At 40.0% G+C, this 15919-nt stretch carries 8 protein-coding genes; 5 read left to right on the forward strand and 3 right to left on the reverse strand.

The window, feature by feature from the left end; genetic code table 11:
- Window positions 1-29: 29 nt before the first annotated feature.
- Window positions 30-1046: a protease SohB gene (gene sohB / locus VOI46_RS07125; RefSeq protein WP_004587789.1), complete on the forward strand. Its 1017-nt coding sequence runs from the start codon at window positions 30-32 to the stop codon at window positions 1044-1046.
- A gap of 62 nt (window positions 1047-1108) precedes the next feature.
- Here sohB and VOI46_RS07130 read toward each other — a convergent pair whose 3' ends face one another.
- Window positions 1109-2440, reverse strand: coding sequence for a dicarboxylate/amino acid:cation symporter (locus tag VOI46_RS07130; RefSeq protein ID WP_004587790.1), 1332 nt, complete (start codon window positions 2438-2440; stop codon window positions 1109-1111).
- Between the two features lie 188 nt (window positions 2441-2628).
- Between VOI46_RS07130 and VOI46_RS07135 the strand changes: the two genes are divergently transcribed.
- Together VOI46_RS07135 and topA are read left to right on the forward strand one after the other, a co-directional pair.
- Window positions 2629-6600, forward strand: a complete 3972-nt coding sequence (locus VOI46_RS07135) for an Ig-like domain-containing protein (RefSeq protein ID WP_004587791.1) — start codon at window positions 2629-2631, stop codon at window positions 6598-6600.
- Window positions 6601-6849: 249 nt separating this feature from the next.
- Window positions 6850-9546: a type I DNA topoisomerase gene (topA, locus tag VOI46_RS07140; protein WP_004587792.1), complete on the forward strand. Its 2697-nt coding sequence runs from the start codon at window positions 6850-6852 to the stop codon at window positions 9544-9546.
- 119 nt (window positions 9547-9665) lie between these two features.
- Here the strand turns inward: topA and VOI46_RS07145 are convergent, their stop codons facing one another.
- Entirely contained in the window at window positions 9666-9908 is a 243-nt protein-coding gene (locus VOI46_RS07145) for a hypothetical protein (protein WP_004587793.1), read from the reverse strand.
- A gap of 235 nt (window positions 9909-10143) precedes the next feature.
- Here VOI46_RS07145 and VOI46_RS07150 point away from each other — a divergent pair, with 235 nt between their 5' ends.
- Window positions 10144-10695 carry a TIGR00645 family protein gene (locus tag VOI46_RS07150; RefSeq protein WP_004587794.1) on the forward strand — a complete coding sequence of 184 codons (552 nt, stop codon included), beginning with the start codon at window positions 10144-10146 and terminating at the stop codon, window positions 10693-10695.
- A 126-nt stretch (window positions 10696-10821) separates the two neighbouring features.
- Here the strand turns inward: VOI46_RS07150 and VOI46_RS07155 are convergent, their stop codons facing one another.
- A complete protein-coding gene (locus VOI46_RS07155) occupies window positions 10822-12447 on the reverse strand; it encodes an alpha-glucosidase family protein (RefSeq protein WP_004587795.1) in 1626 nt (541 codons plus the stop codon).
- A 653-nt stretch (window positions 12448-13100) separates the two neighbouring features.
- Between VOI46_RS07155 and VOI46_RS07160 the strand changes: the two genes are divergently transcribed.
- Window positions 13101-15887: a TonB-dependent receptor gene (locus tag VOI46_RS07160; RefSeq protein WP_004587796.1), complete on the forward strand. Its 2787-nt coding sequence runs from the start codon at window positions 13101-13103 to the stop codon at window positions 15885-15887.
- The last annotated feature ends 32 nt before the right edge of the window (window positions 15888-15919 follow it).

Below are 15919 nucleotides of genomic sequence, written 5' to 3' on the forward strand. Positions count from 1 at the left end.
TAGCTTAAATTTATAAATGGAGAGACCAGTTGGAATTTTTATACGAATACGGTTTGTTTTTTGCTAAAACGGTTACCTTTGTTATTGCTATTGCAATTATTTTAACCCTTATTGTGGGTTCAGCAGTAAAACCTAAAGCTAAAAAGGGAGCCATAGAAATAGACGATTTGTCTGAGCAACTAGATGACTTAAAACACAGTTTTTTAGAGAATACTTTAACTAAAAAAGAGTTAAAAGCGCATCATAAAGTGCAAAAAGTCGAGTCTAAAAAAGCGGCAAATGATGAGCCGAAGCCACGCCTATATGTTATTGATTTTATAGGTAGTATGGACGCTCATGAAGTTGAAAGCCTACGCGAAGAAGTGACCGCAATTATTGCCATTGCTAATCCTGAGAAAGATAAAGTATTAGTTCGCTTAGAAAGTGGGGGCGGCGTGGTGCATGGCTATGGTTTAGCTGCATCGCAATTACAGCGTTTTAAAACTGCAGGAATTAAGCTTTCGGTTTCTATTGATAAAGTAGCAGCGAGTGGCGGTTACATGATGGCCTGTGTGGCCGATGAAATATTAGCGGCTCCTTTTGCTATTGTTGGCTCTATTGGTGTTATTGCACAAATACCTAACTTTAATAAAATTTTAAAGAAAAACGATGTAGAGTTTGAGCAAATTACAGCAGGCGAATTTAAACGTACGTTAACCTTGTTCGGCGAAAACACAGATAAAGCCCGCGAAAAGTTTCGTGATGAAATAGAGCAAACACATGGTTTGTTTAAAGAGTTTGTAAGCAGCCAACGGCCAACACTTAATATTGATAATGTGGCAACGGGCGAGCACTGGTTTGCAACACAAGCAATTGAAAAGGGCTTAGTTGATGTAATTAAAACCAGTGATGATGCGTTATTAGAACAACAAGCTGAGCGTCAAATATATAAAGTAAAATACAAAATTAAGAAAGGATTAAGTGATAAGTTAGCAATTGGCCTAAGTAGCTCTGTAAATAAAGCAGGCGTTAATTTAATGTCGCGTTTTAAAGCAATGAACCCATAAAACGTTATTATAGGTAATAAAAAACCCTTGCATAGCAAGGGTTTTTTTATGAGCTTAAATAATTACTCAGTAGATTTGTGGTAATCTTCTAAGTCTTTAGCTGCGTTCGGGTCGTTAAATATTGTTTCATCTAATTGACCTTCTGATTTAGCAACCACACAAGTTACCATACAGTCACCCGTTATATTAACGGCTGTGCGCGTCATATCGAGTAATCTGTCAACACCAATAATAATTGCAATCCCTTCTACTGGTAAACCTACTTGGTTAAGTACCATTGCAAGCATGATTAAACCCACACCAGGCACGCCCGCAGTGCCTACCGAGGCAAGCGTTGCGGTTAGAATAACCATTAAGTAATCAGAAATCGTTAAATCAACAGCAAACACTTGTGCAATAAATACTGTTGCCACGCCTTGCATAATGGCTGTGCCATCCATGTTAATGGTAGCGCCTAGCGGAATAGTAAAAGAGGCAACCGAGTTATTAGCGCCGAGTTTTTTGGTCGCAGTTTCAAGTGTAATAGGCATAGTTGCGCTTGAGCTTGAAGTGCTAAAACCAAATAAACACGCATGTTTCATTTTAGCTAAAAAGGTAAGCGGGTTAAGGCCTGTTAATACTTTTAAAATAATACTGTAATTAATAAATGCGTGAATTAATAACGCCGCCACTACTACAAGGAAGTACTTAGCTAGGCTGAGTATTAATCCCATTTCGATAGTGGTAAAAAGTTTAGCCATTAAAAAGAACACACCGTAAGGTGCAATGTTCATTAGTAGCGTTACTAGTTTTAAAATAACCGTGTTTAAATCTTCAAATACTGCGGCTACACGTTTACCTGCTTTGCCACTTAGCGCCATTGATACACCAAATAAAAGCGCAAACACAATAACTTGCAGCATGTTCCCTTTAGCCATCGCTTCGAATGGGTTAGTAGGGAACATATCAATAATCACTCGCGCTAAGGTAGGGGCTTCTTTAGCATTGAAGCTTGCATCTGATGGCAGTGCAATGCCTTGACCTGGGTTAAATAATAACGCCAGTGAAATAGCTACGGTAATTGCCACGGCAGTTGTAACTAAATATAAGCCAATCGATTTACCACCTAAACGGCCTAATTTTTTAGGATCGCTCAAGCTACACGTACCACATACAAGCGATACAAATACCAGCGGCACAACCAACATTTTTAAGCTGGCAATAAAAATTTGTCCGCCAACATGGAAAAGGCCATCTACAAAAAAAGCTTTAATTGGCAAAGAGAATAACCCAAGAGGAATTAGATAATCGTCTTCACCAGCTAATATAGCCTGAAATAAAAAGCCTACTGCAATACCCAGTGCCATGCCAATCATGATACGGGTAGTTAAACTCATTGAACGTATTTTAGACATATTCCCTAATCTATTTTTTCAAATTTGCCATAGACTACCAGCAAGGAAATATTTACTACAGAAAAAAATAGCCTTTGCGGAATTATTTACATAAAAAAGTGACAAAAAACTGTGATATTAGACTAAGTTATAGGTTAATATTAGGTAAACAACTATTAGTAAATAATAACAACGCTAGGGAGAGGTCCATGCCTTTAACGCGACTACTCAGCATTACACTATTTAGCATTTTGCTTTGCGCTTGTGGTGGTGGTGGAACAATCGAAAAAGACGGCACCATCGGAGATGATGACGATTCTACTACAGAAACATCCACTTACACGGTAACTTTAAAAGGTTACTTACAATCTAGTGACACTGAGTCAAACACGGTCACAGCGGCTGCTCCTTTAGAGCTTAGAGCTACTTTAGAAGATGAAGATGGCGGTGCAGTATCAGGTGAGCGTATTACTTTTACCCTAGCAGATGATGTTGGAGCTTTAAATCAAGCTTCCGCACTTACAAACAGTGATGGCATAGCTATTGTTGAACTGATGGCTGGTACAGTTGAAGGAGCTGGAGAAGTTACTGCAACTTTTACTATCGATAGTACCTCATATACAGATAGCTTCAGCTACAGTTCAACAGGGGATTCAGACAGTGATGTTGAAAATCCTTTCTCAGTAAGTGTAGCAGGGTATTCTCAAACAGACGGTAGTGAATCTAATATTGTATCAAGCGATTCGCCGTTAAATATAACTGCCACACTACTAGATTCTGATGAAACCCCTATTTCTGGTGAGCGCATAACATTTACACTTGCAGATGAAGTCGGTTCATTGACTCAATCATCAGCTTTAACTCAAGCAAATGGCCAAGCGACTGTAGAGCTAAGCGCGGGTACTACAGTAGGTGCTGGTGAAGTAACAGCTATATATACACAGAACGATGTTGTCTACAGTGCAACGTTTGCATTTCAATCACAGGGCGATGAAGACAATCAATCAGATTATAGTTTAACCCTTCAAGGTTACACTCAAGGTACCGACACTCAATCAAATTCTACAACTTCTTTGGTACCTTTAGAGTTAAGAGCTACATTGCTTAACGAAGGTGTGGCTGTAATCTCGCAAAGTGTTAATTTCTCATTAGCTAGCGATATAGGTATTCTTAACCCAAGCTCTGGAAGCGTTTTAACAAATGATGAAGGGGTGGCTACTATTGAATTACTAGCTGGCGATACAGCTGGTGCATCAGAAGTTATAGTTTCATATACAATCGATGGTGAAACAATCAGCTCAGAAGCATTTGATTTTGAATCTATTATTATTGAACAAGCAGAAATTACAGTTAGTTTACTATCGAGTGATAATATAGAAACTAGAAGTGTTGATTTTCAAAATCCTGCTGTAGCACAAGCGCAACTATTACTTGATGGTGAGCCAGGGGCTTATAAATTAATAGAGTTTAACTTATCTGGTTTGGGCGTTATTAACCCTTCAAATGGTACTGCAATGACCAATGAGGAAGGTATAGCAAAAATTGATTTATTAGCCGGTACTGAAGCCGGAGCTAGTTCAATCTCCGCTACTTACAATGATGAAGATAGTAATTCTTTTACTTCTGAATTTTTTACTTTTACAACAGCTGGTGATGCTCCTGAACAAGGTGATGATGACACTTACACTCTTAATTTAAGTTTGATTTCCTCAACAACGTTAACTCAAACAAGCGAAGTTAGTGCAAATGACAACGCTTTAGTTCAAGCCACGGTTTTAGACTCAAACAATGAAGCTGTAGTAGGAGCTGTTGTGAGTTTCAGCTCAACATTAGGTAACTTATTGCCAAGTGCTGGTACCGCCTTAACAGATGAAAGTGGCTTAGCAACATTAAATCTTGCTCCTGGAACAGTGGAAGGTGCCGGTACGGTTACTGCTGTATATGAAGCTGCTCAAGCGACAATAGGGTTTTATACACGTGGTGACGCGATTGACCCAAATCAGAGCTCTGCAGATATAGACTTTAAAATTTTACAAAATTGTCCATCTGATTTTTCAACTTCACGAAACTCATCATTGTGTGATGAGGTAACTAGTATTTCGGGTGACTCAACAGGTATTTTATACATTGAGGTGACGAACGAAAACTCAACAACTCCACTTGCACAAAGATTAGTTACTGCAACTACAACGATAGGATCTGTTACTCCTTCAACAGGTACTGCTATAACAGATTCAAATGGCGTTGCGCTACTAACAATTGTTCCAGGTCAAGATGTAGGCGCCGGTGAAATTACTGTGTCAGTGCTCGATAGCGATATAACTAAGGCATTTCAAATTGCTGCTGTAGATGTTGAAATTGATATTAGCACCTCGGTTGCAGACGATGAACTATTAGCTGCAGGTGCAACAGCACTTATCTCAATTGAAATTTCAAAAGACGGTGAGCTATATACCACACCACTTACTGTTGAATTTTCATCTGGTTGTGTTGGCTCTGGCCAAGCACTTATAGATGAAACAGTAACCAGTATTGGCGGCTTTGCACGCTCTACATACCGTCCGCTTACTTGTGTGGGTGGGGATATAATTACGGCTACCGTGATCACCGGTGGCGATACGGTTTCTGCTAGTACTACTATAAATGTATCACCTGCCAATATTGGCTTTTTACAATTTGTAGAAGTGACTGAGCCAGTAATTGCATTAAAAGGTACGGGTGGTGCTGACAGAACTGAAATCTCTGAAGTAACATTTAAACTTGTGGATTCAAATGGCAATGATTTAGCTTCAAGAACGGTTAACTTTGAGCTGTCAACGGCAGTCGGTGGTATAACGTTAGGCACAGCCAGTGCAATTACTAATGCCAGCGGTGAAGTGACTACCTCAGTTCAATCGGGCTCAATTGCTACGCCTGTGCGTGTTATCGCATCTAGCGAAGAAGACGTAGATGGCGATACGGTTATTGTAACCGCCCCTTCAGATATTCTTGTAATTAGTACAGGTATTGCTGATCAAAATAGCTTTTCGCTATCGCGTTCAATATTTAACCCTCATGCGTTAAATGTTGATGGTAATACGGTATCGGTTAATGCTCGCCTAGCTGATCACTTTAACAACCCTGTGCCAGATGGAACAGCTGTTAGCTTTATCACCGAAGGGGGCGTAATAGAGCCAAGTTGTACAACAACCAATGGTACGTGTAGCGTAACGTGGACTAGCAGTAACCCACGCCCGTTTACTGACTCTATGTATGAAAATACCATTACGCAAAAGTGTGATGGTGGCTTACCATGCCCATTAGGAATTTTAAATAATGACTTAACGGTAGATTTACCGTTAGGTGGACGTGCCACTGTACATGCCTATGCAATTGGTGAAGAAACGTTCTCTGATTTAAATGGCAACGGCTACTTTGACAGTGAAGACTTTTTTGATGATTTATTTGATATTCCAGAAGCCTTTATCGATAACAATGAAGATGGCACCTATGGCGGTAAAGACTGTAATGATGGAACCGACCCATGTTCACGTGATAACTCAACCGGTGATGAGTTTGAAGAATTTGTCGATTTTGATGGCAATGGTACATGGACCACAGAAAACGGCCTATACAATGGTTTACTGTGTCGTGAAGAAGACGAAGCCGCAGGTATTTGTAGTCGTCAAATGGTTAATGTATTTCAAAACCAAGAAATCGTAATGTCGGGTGATACTGCATACTTTAGGCTAGTTACATACGCGGATGATTGTTCTGCTATCGCGGGCGCAACCGCTTCAGAGGTACGTGTAAACAGCGACCCTGCAAGTCCACTAGTTCGCCGTGTGCAAAACGATCCCACTAGCGCAATAATGTGTCAGGTTGATGCAATTGATTTAACACAAACTGCATCAGGCACGGCTAGCCTTGGGCTTACGGTATTTATAGCGGATATATATAACAACCCAATGCCTGCTGAAACAACCATCTCTATTGACACAGACAATGGTATTTTAACAGGTAGTGATAATTACACTTACCCTAATACAACAAGTATTGTGCCTGTTGGTTTATCATTTGGTATTACGCGTGAAGACTTAGATGGAGGAAATGAGCAGTTTAGTGGTATTTTAACCGTTACTGCCGAAGCGCCTTCAGGGTTAGAAAGTACGCTTTCTGTTAGCGTAACCGACGACTTATAATCGGTAGAATGTAAAAAATGCCAACCTTAAGGTTGGCTTTTTTATTTGTGTTCTATATATTCCACAGCAATTATTTTAAAAACACCGGTTTGTATAATTTAACAACAAAAATTGTTTGTTTATTCAGTAAATACTGAAAAGTTTGTATTAAAAGCTTGTAACAATAGGTGTTTGTAGATATACCTATAAATATTCGCGCCGTTTATGTCGGCAAAACACATTTAAATATTTGGTTAGAAATAGGCAACTATGGGCAAATCGCTAGTAATTGTAGAGTCACCTGCTAAGGCTAAAACAATTAATAAATACTTAGGTAAAGACTTCATCGTAAAGTCCAGTATTGGACATGTGCGTGATTTACCTACTTCAGGTTCGAACAAAGCTAAAGTACCGGCGACTAAAACGCCAGCTGAAGTTCGTAAAATGGAGCCTGAAGAAAAGGCAGCGTATAAACAGCAACGAGATTACACTAACTTAGTTGCACGTATGGGTATTGATCCTGAGAAAGGGTGGGAGCCACATTACGAAATTTTGCCAGGTAAAGAGAAAGTAGTTCAAGAGTTAAAAAAGCTGGCCGAAAATGCAGACCAAGTTTATCTCGCAACGGATTTGGATAGAGAAGGGGAAGCAATTGCTTGGCACCTTCAAGAAATTATTGGTGGTGAGCCTGAAAAATATAAACGCGTTGTATTTAACGAAATTACAAAAAATGCGATTCAACAAGCGTTTGAAACACCTGGTGAACTAAATACCGACATGGTATATGCACAACAAACACGCCGCTTCTTAGACCGTGTAGTTGGCTTTATGGTATCGCCATTATTATGGGCTAAAGTAGCGCGCGGGCTTTCTGCTGGGCGTGTGCAATCGGTTGCGGTACGTTTATTAGTAGAGCGCGAACGTGAAATCAAAGCGTTTATTCCAGAAGAGTTTTGGGATATACACGCCGATGTTAAAAATACTGAGTCACAATTACGCTTAGAAGTCACCAAACAAGCAGACAAGCCATTTAAGCCGGTAAATGAGGCTCAGGCTACAGCCGCAGTTAAAAGCCTTGAGGCAGCCGAATATAAAGTAATAAGTGTTGAAGAAAAACCCAGCAAAAGCCGCCCAAGTGCGCCTTTTATTACTTCAACCATGCAACAAGCCGCCAGTACACGTTTAGGCTATGGCGTTAAAAAAACAATGATGCTTGCACAGCGCCTCTACGAAGGCGGTTACATTACTTATATGCGTACCGATTCAACTAATCTGTCAAAAGATGCAGTTGAAATGTGTCGTGATTATGTAACCCAAGAGTTTGGCGCAAAGTACTTACCTAAAGACCCAATTAGCTACAGCTCTAAAGGCAATGCACAAGAAGCGCACGAAGCGATCCGTCCTTCAAGTGTCACTGTACTTTCTGGGCATGTTGAAGGTGTTGATGCCGATGCCAAAAAACTGTACGAATTAATTTGGCGTCAGTTTGTTGCCTGTCAAATGGTACCTGCAGAGTACGACTTAACAACGCTTACTGTGGCCGCTGATGAGTTTCAACTAAAAGCAAAAGGGCGAGTACTTCGCTTTGATGGTTGGACAAAAGTGCAACCTGCGGTACGTAAAAAGAATGAAGAAGATCAATCGCTGCCAGCAGTAAAAGAAGGCGAAGTACTTAGTTTAATTGAGCTTGACCCTAAGCAGCACTTTACTAAACCGCCAGCGCGCTTTAGTGAAGCAAGTTTAGTAAAAGAGCTTGAAAAACGTGGTATTGGTCGTCCATCTACGTACGCATCAATTATTTCAACAATTCAAGACCGTGGTTATGTACGGGTAGAAAACCGTCGTTTCTTCGCTGAAAAAATGGGCGAAATTGTTACCGACCGTTTGGTTGAAAACTTCACTGATTTAATGAACTTTGACTTTACAGCAAAAATGGAGGGTCGTTTAGATGATATCGCCGAAGGCGAGCGTGTATGGACCCAAGTGCTTGATAAGTTTTATGCTGATTTTTCTACGCAATTAAACATAGCCAAAGATGAGCCAGAGCAAGGCGGAATGCGCCTTAATCAAATGGTCGAAACCGACATTGATTGCCCTACATGTGGCAGAAAAATGGGTATTCGAACAGCATCAACGGGTGTTTTCTTAGGGTGTACAGGTTATAACTTACCACCTAAAGAGCGTTGTACAACCACTATGAACCTAGTATCAGGGGATGAAGCGGTTGCGGCAGATGTTGAGGACATTGAAACTGAAACATTAATGCAAATGAAGCGCTGTCCAATCTGTGAAACGGCTATGGACTCTTACCTAATAGACGAAACCCGTAAATTACATGTTTGTGGTAATAACCCTGCATGTGAAGGGTATATCGTTGAGCAAGGTACCTTTAAAATTAAAGGATACGATGGGCCTATTATCGAATGTGATAAATGTGGCTCAGACATGGAGCTTAAGTCGGGCCGCTTTGGTAAGTATTTTGGCTGTAACAACGAAGAGTGTAAAAATACGCGTAAGTTACTTAAAAACGGCGAAGCTGCGCCACCAAAAGAAGATCCTGTGCACATACCTGAACTTGAATGTGAAAAGTCAGAAGCTTATTTTGTTTTACGTGACGGGGCTGCAGGTATTTTCTTGGCGGCTAACACTTTCCCTAAATCACGCGAGACGCGCGCGCCTAAAGTGGCTGAGCTAAAGCGTTTTAGAGAGCGTATTTCACCTAAGTTTTATTACTTAGCTGATGCGCCAGAAAAAGATCCTGATGGTAATTTAGCCGTAGTACGTTATAGCCGTAAAAATAAAGCGCAATACGTGATGACTGAAGTTGACGGAAAAGCCACAGGCTGGACTGCTCACTACGAAGCGGGTAAATGGGTAGAAGAAGCGAAGAAAAAAGCAGCGCCTAAAAAGAAAGCGGCTGCAAAAAAATCGCCAGCTAAACCTAAAGCAAAAAAAGAAGCTGAATAAACGTTAAAATTTATTTAGCCTAAGACAAATAAAAACCGGAATGCACAGCTTGTGTCATTCCGGTTTTTTTATGATTATATGCGTCGCAATGGCTTTATTAGCCGCATATTTTTTATTGTTTAGATTTGTACAGTAGATACTTTTTTGTAGCCTTCAGACTCTAATTCATCATTAACGCATTGAAGAACATAGCCAAATAGATCGTCGTTACTTACATCATCATCTTTAGCCCAATTTACACACATATCTGTGTATTCTTTAATTGTTTGTGCAGAAGCTACTGGTGCATCGTCTGCGATTGCAACCGTTGCAGATACAGCAAAAAGTGGTGCAACTATTAATGCTAGCAATGCTTTATTCATTTGTTGATTCCTAAATAAATAGTTTTACGATTTAAATACATTTTAAAGCTGTATTTAAATAGTGCCCAATGCAGAACAACTCTGTTGGTGTAGTGATTTTTAATCGAAATTAAAATAAAAGATAACGAAAAATTTTTATCGTCAAGATGAGTAAATTACGCTTAAATAATTATATAAGTAATTGTGTTGTAATAAATTATAAGCTAAGGTCGCTTTTTTATAAAAAGATAAGTTAATGTCAGAGCACCAAGCAAAACCAGCCAGTACGCCTCGTAAAATACACAAAGTAGAGCAGGGCTTAGAGTCGTTTATATTTAAAGGGCGCTGGTTATTAGCCCCGTTTTTTGTAGGCCTACTATTTGCTGTAATATTGCTATTAATAAAGTTTTTTAAGCAACTTTATTTAATGGGTATTGCCACTTTTAGTGCAACAAACCAAGAGTTATTGGTGGGTATACTTACTCTCGTTGATACCGCTTTACTGGCTGGTTTATTACTTATTATTATTTTTAGTGGTTATGAGAACTTTGTTTCAAAGCTTAATATTGAGGGCCACGAAGATAGGCCGTCATGGATGGGGAAAGTAGGTTTCTCTGGCTTAAAAATGAAGCTTATTAGCGCAATTGTTGCCATATCTGCGGTTGAGCTTTTAAAGGTATTTATTAATTCTAATATTCATTCAAGTGATGAGCTATTTTGGAAAGTGATTATCCATGTCACCTTTGTAAGCTCTGGCGTGTTATTTGCGCTCACGGATTATTTAAATAGTAAAACACAATCACATTAGAAAGGTTAAGTTAGTGGTTTGGTGGCCGGTATTTCGTCTTAATACCGGCTATAGCAGCCCCACTATTTGAGCGCACAAAAAAGCCCGATACAATCGAGCTTTTGAGTATTATTAGTCAGGGCATTCTTATTTTACAAAAGCAAAGTAACAGCCAAAACCATTCATGTTGAGTTTATTACCATCTAAAGTAGCATTACAGTGAGATAGTGAGTCATGCGCCTCAGTCACTGTTTTAGTCAACTCAAATGTTTGACTACTATCAGCTAAGTTAAACACACATAACATCGTTTGCTCGTTTAGCGTTCTGTAAAAAGCGAGGATAGGCTCAGCAGTATCAATAAACTTAATATCGCCTGCTAATAACACAGTATGCTGTTTACGCCATGTCATAAACTCACGGTAGGCATTAAGTATAGAGTTTGCATCTTTATCTTGTACAGACACAGCCTGCTGCGTATGCGCGCTATCAACTGGTAACCAGGGTTTAGCAGCACTAAATCCTGCGTTTTGTGTGTTGTTACCTTCCCATGGCATTGGCGTTCTACAGCCGTCGCGACCTTTAAAGTTTGGCCAAAAGGTAATGCCATATGGGTCTTGTAGGTCTTCAAATGCTACAGAGGCTTCACCTAGCCCCAGCTCTTCACCTTGGTACATACATACGCTACCACGCAAAGAAGCTAATAAAGCTGTAAGCATTTTGCATTGTGCTGGGTTTATTTCACCATTTTGGCTCCAGCGGCTCGCAACACGCTCTACATCATGGTTGCTAAACGCCCAGCACGGCCAACCTTCAGTCATGCGTTGCTCTAGAGTCTGTACGGTTTCTCTTATGTATTCACTTGAATAATCATCCGTGAGTAGCTCAAAACTGTAACCCATATGCAGCTTATCACCGCCTTGGGTATATTCTGCCATTGTTGCCAATGAATCTTCCGATGAAATTTCACCAAGTGATACAGTACCCGGGTATTTATTAAGTAGTGCACGTATGTCTTGCATAAACTCAATGTTTTCTGGTTGGGTGTTATTATAATAATGGTACTGAAACGCGTATGGGTTATCTTCACTAAAGCCACGGCCTTGGCGTTTATCTTTAGGCTTTGCAGGATTGTCACGTAATTGTGCATCGTGGTAGCAAAAGTTAATAGCGTCTAATCTAAAACCATCTACACCTTTTTTAAGCCAAAACTCTACATTTTCTAAAACAGCTTTTCTTACATCTGGGTTATGAAAGTTTAAATCAGGCTGTTCGGTTAAAAAGTTATGTAAATAGTATTGACCGCGACGAGGCTCCCATTGCCAAGCACCGCCACCAAAAATAGATAACCAGTTATTAGGCGCTGTGCCATCTTCTTTAGCATCTGCCCATACGTACCAGTCAGCTTTATCATTGTTTTGATTTTCGCGGCTATCTAAAAACCATTGATGTTGGTCTGATGTATGGCTTAACACTTGGTCAATAATAATTTTAATGTCGCGTTTATGTGCTTGATCTATTAACTCATCAAAGTCGTTTAGGTCACCAAATATGGGGTCTATATCGCGATAGTCACTTATGTCGTAGCCAAAATCTTTCATTGGAGATTTGAAAAAAGGAGAAATCCAAATAGCGTCAACGCCTAAGCTTTTAATGTAATCAATGCGATTAATTATCCCTTTAAGATCACCAATACCATCGTTATTGCTGTCTTGAAAGCTTCGCGGGTAAACCTGATAAATAACCGCACCTTTATACCACTGCTGTTGGGCCATGCTTTTCTCCGTCGTTCCACATAGTATTTATATTGTTATTAGTTTGATTGAAACAATCACTAAATTTTCAAAAAGCATACGTGAAGGGTGCTGCTCTGTAAAAAGTCTGCATACGTATGCAGCTAATTTACTTACATAAAAGCGGTTTTATCTAAGCAGAAAGTTACCCATAAAAACCGCTGCAGCACTTTTACCAATCATGTTTATTTATGTGTAACTAAAACAACTGGCTATTTTGGTGCTTATTTTTAAAGGGCTGCACAGCTTTGGTGATTTCATTCTTTGGTCAGACCAATTTAATCTGATAATCTTTACAAAAGATATGGGTGTAAATTTATAAAAAACCTTTAATTAACGCTATTTACAAACGATGACACAGGGATTTCAGTTAAATAATTGATGTATTTTTATAATGATAATAAATCACTAGGTTGCACCAATATAAAACTATTTAAAACAGTGGGTTAAAGTTTTATTTGTGAACTCATTGTTAACTTTTAGCGTTTTGCATAGTACTGAATACGTATGCATAAAGTTGTTAATAAAATAATTCGAGCGTTAATATTGATGCTGACAACAAAATTAGCTCGCCTGTTTGACTATCACTCAAATAAAGAAGCGAGTATCACAATATGGGTAACGGGAAAAACATCATGTCTATGTTCAAACCAAGTATATTAACGTTGGCAATGGCTACTGCAGGATTAGCAAGCTTTGCCTCTGTAGCAGCACAAGAAGATACAGTTAAAAATGATGACGTTGAGGTTATCGAAGTAAAAGGCTTTCGTGGCAGTGTTGTAGAATCAATCAACACAAAGCGTTTTTCTACTCAAGTCGTTGAGTCAATTTCAGCTGAAGATATAGGTAAACTTCCTGATTCATCTATTGCTGAGTCTATTGCACGCTTACCAGGTTTAACGGCGCAGCGCCTAGATGGTCGCGCAAGTAGAGTATCAATTCGTGGTTTTGGTGAAAACGAAAGTGGCACCACATTTAATGGCCGCGAGCAAGTATCTATTGGCGATAACCGCGGCGTAGAGTTTGACCTTTATCCATCAGAAATTATGAGCGGCGTTACCGTATATAAAACACCTAATGCAAGTATTGAAGCAGAAGGTATTGCCGGTGTTATTAACATGCAAACCGTACGTCCTTTAAGTAAAGGCGAGCGTGTATTTCAAGTTAATGGCCAATACGAGCAAACTAGCTTTGATAAACTAAACCCAGACGGTAACGACGATGGTTACCGCGGTACTATTTCATACATTGATCAATTTGCAGATGACACCATAGGTGTTGCGTTTGCACTAAATACCATGAGCTCTCCAAATCAAGAAAAACGTTGGAACTCTTGGGGTTACCCTGAATTTACTGCTGATGATGGTCAAACGTACTCTATATTAGGGGGTGCAAAACCATTTGTACGTTCATCAACCCTTGAACGTGACTCAGCAATGCTCGTACTAGAGGCCGCTCCTACAGACAAATTAAACATGACGTTTGATGCGTTATATGTTGATTTTACAGATGAAAAAATCTTACGTGGTATCGAAATCCCATTCGCATGGGGTCAAGGTTCGATTGACCCTGCAAGCGTAGCTGTAGATGACGCAAGTGGCTTTATTACCAGTGCGGTAACAAATGGCCAACGTGTGGTTGTTCGTAACGACTACGAAGAGCGTGAAGCAGAACTAACCGCGTTTGGCTTTAACACTAAATACGATATTGATGACTCGTGGTCAGTAGAGTTTGACGCGAGTTACTCTCAAGTAGACCGTAAAATTTGGAGCCTTGAGAGTTACTCAGGCACAGGTCGAGGCGATGCTCGCGGTGTTGCAGATAACCTTGGTTACACATTTAACGGTGGTAATACAGGTGCTACGTTTACTCACGATTTAGATTACAGCGATTACAGCTTAATGCAATTAGGTGGTCCTTTATCATGGGGTGCAAGCTCTGCTTTAAATGATAAATATGGCTTAACCGGCACCGAGTATGAAAACCAAGCGCAAGATGGTTTCATTAATGCACCTACAATTGAAGATGAGTTATCTACGTTAAAACTAGCGGCATCTAAAGTATTAGAAAACGAATACTTCAGCTCAATTGAATTTGGTATGTCTTATAAAGAGCGCGAAAAAACCAAAGATTCACAGGGCTTCTTTATGACGTTATCTGGGTTTTCACTTGATAACCCGGGTTTAGTTACCGTGCCAGAGCAGTATCGAATGGGCAGCGTTGATTTAGACTTTATTGGCATGGGCGATATGATTGCCTACGATGTAAATGGTCTTGTTAATGACGGCTACTACGACTTACTAGATGAAAGCTTAACAAATACGAGCCATTTAACTAAATCGTGGACCGTAAAAGAAGAAATTACCTCTGCATTTGCACAAGCTAATATTAATGCCGAAGTAAGCGGCTTAGCGTTAACGGGTAATATCGGTGTACGTTACGTTCACACTGATCAGTCATCGCAAGGTAATGCATTTAGTACTGTAGATGGCATTGTTGTGGCATCACCTACCAATATTAGCCACGATTATTCACACGTTTTACCAAGTTTGAACTTATCACTTGCGATTGATGAGCAGCAAACAGTACGTTTTGGTGCAGCTAAAACAATCTCACGCGCCCGTTTGGACGAGATGAACTCATCGATTGATGCATCATACAACACAACGCCTGATGAAAACGGTAACTTTTGGTCTGTATCGGGTGGTAACCCTAACCTAGAGCCTAAAGAAGCAACTGGTTACGATTTAACGTACGAAAACTACTTTAGCGATGAAGGTTACTTCTCTGCTGCGTTTTTCTATAAAGACTTAACCCAGTGGATTTTTGACGGCACATACGAAATTGATATGTCGGGCGTTGCTGACCCTTCAACAGGTGAAATCCCAGCTACATCTGAAGGTACTGGCAGTGGTAAAGTAAATGGCGGTGGCGGCGACCTATACGGTTACGAGCTATCACTAGCGTTACCATTTAAAATATTCCACCCGTCACTTGAAGGTTTTGGTTTAATTGCAAGCCATACAGGTATTGAGTCTGATATTGAAGATCAAAACGGCAATGAGTACGAGCTACCGGGTCTGTCTGACAAAATTCAGAGCTTAACGGTTTACTACGAAATGAATGGTATTCAACTGCGTACCAGCATGCGTAAACGTAGTGCCTTTAAAGGTGATGTATACGGGCTAGGTTTTGATACCGAGCAAGTGGATATCCTAGGCGAAACAATTTGGGACATTCAAGCGGGTTACGACTTTAGTGAGGCCGGTGTTGAAAGCCTTGAAGGGTTATCAATTCAGTTCCAAGTTCAAAACTTAACAGAAGAGCCGTTTACATCGCTTTCTGGCGATAACGCGCTACAAGTTCGTGACTACCAAGATTACGGTCGTACTTACTTGTTAGGCTTTAGCTACAAGCTATAATAAAGGTTGTGTGTAGGAGCCCTTGTAATTTG

Origin of the sequence: Pseudoalteromonas sp. CuT4-3, from assembly GCF_035666335.1 — a bacterium.
In the GTDB taxonomy this organism is placed as follows: domain Bacteria; phylum Pseudomonadota; class Gammaproteobacteria; order Enterobacterales; family Alteromonadaceae; genus Pseudoalteromonas; species Pseudoalteromonas atlantica.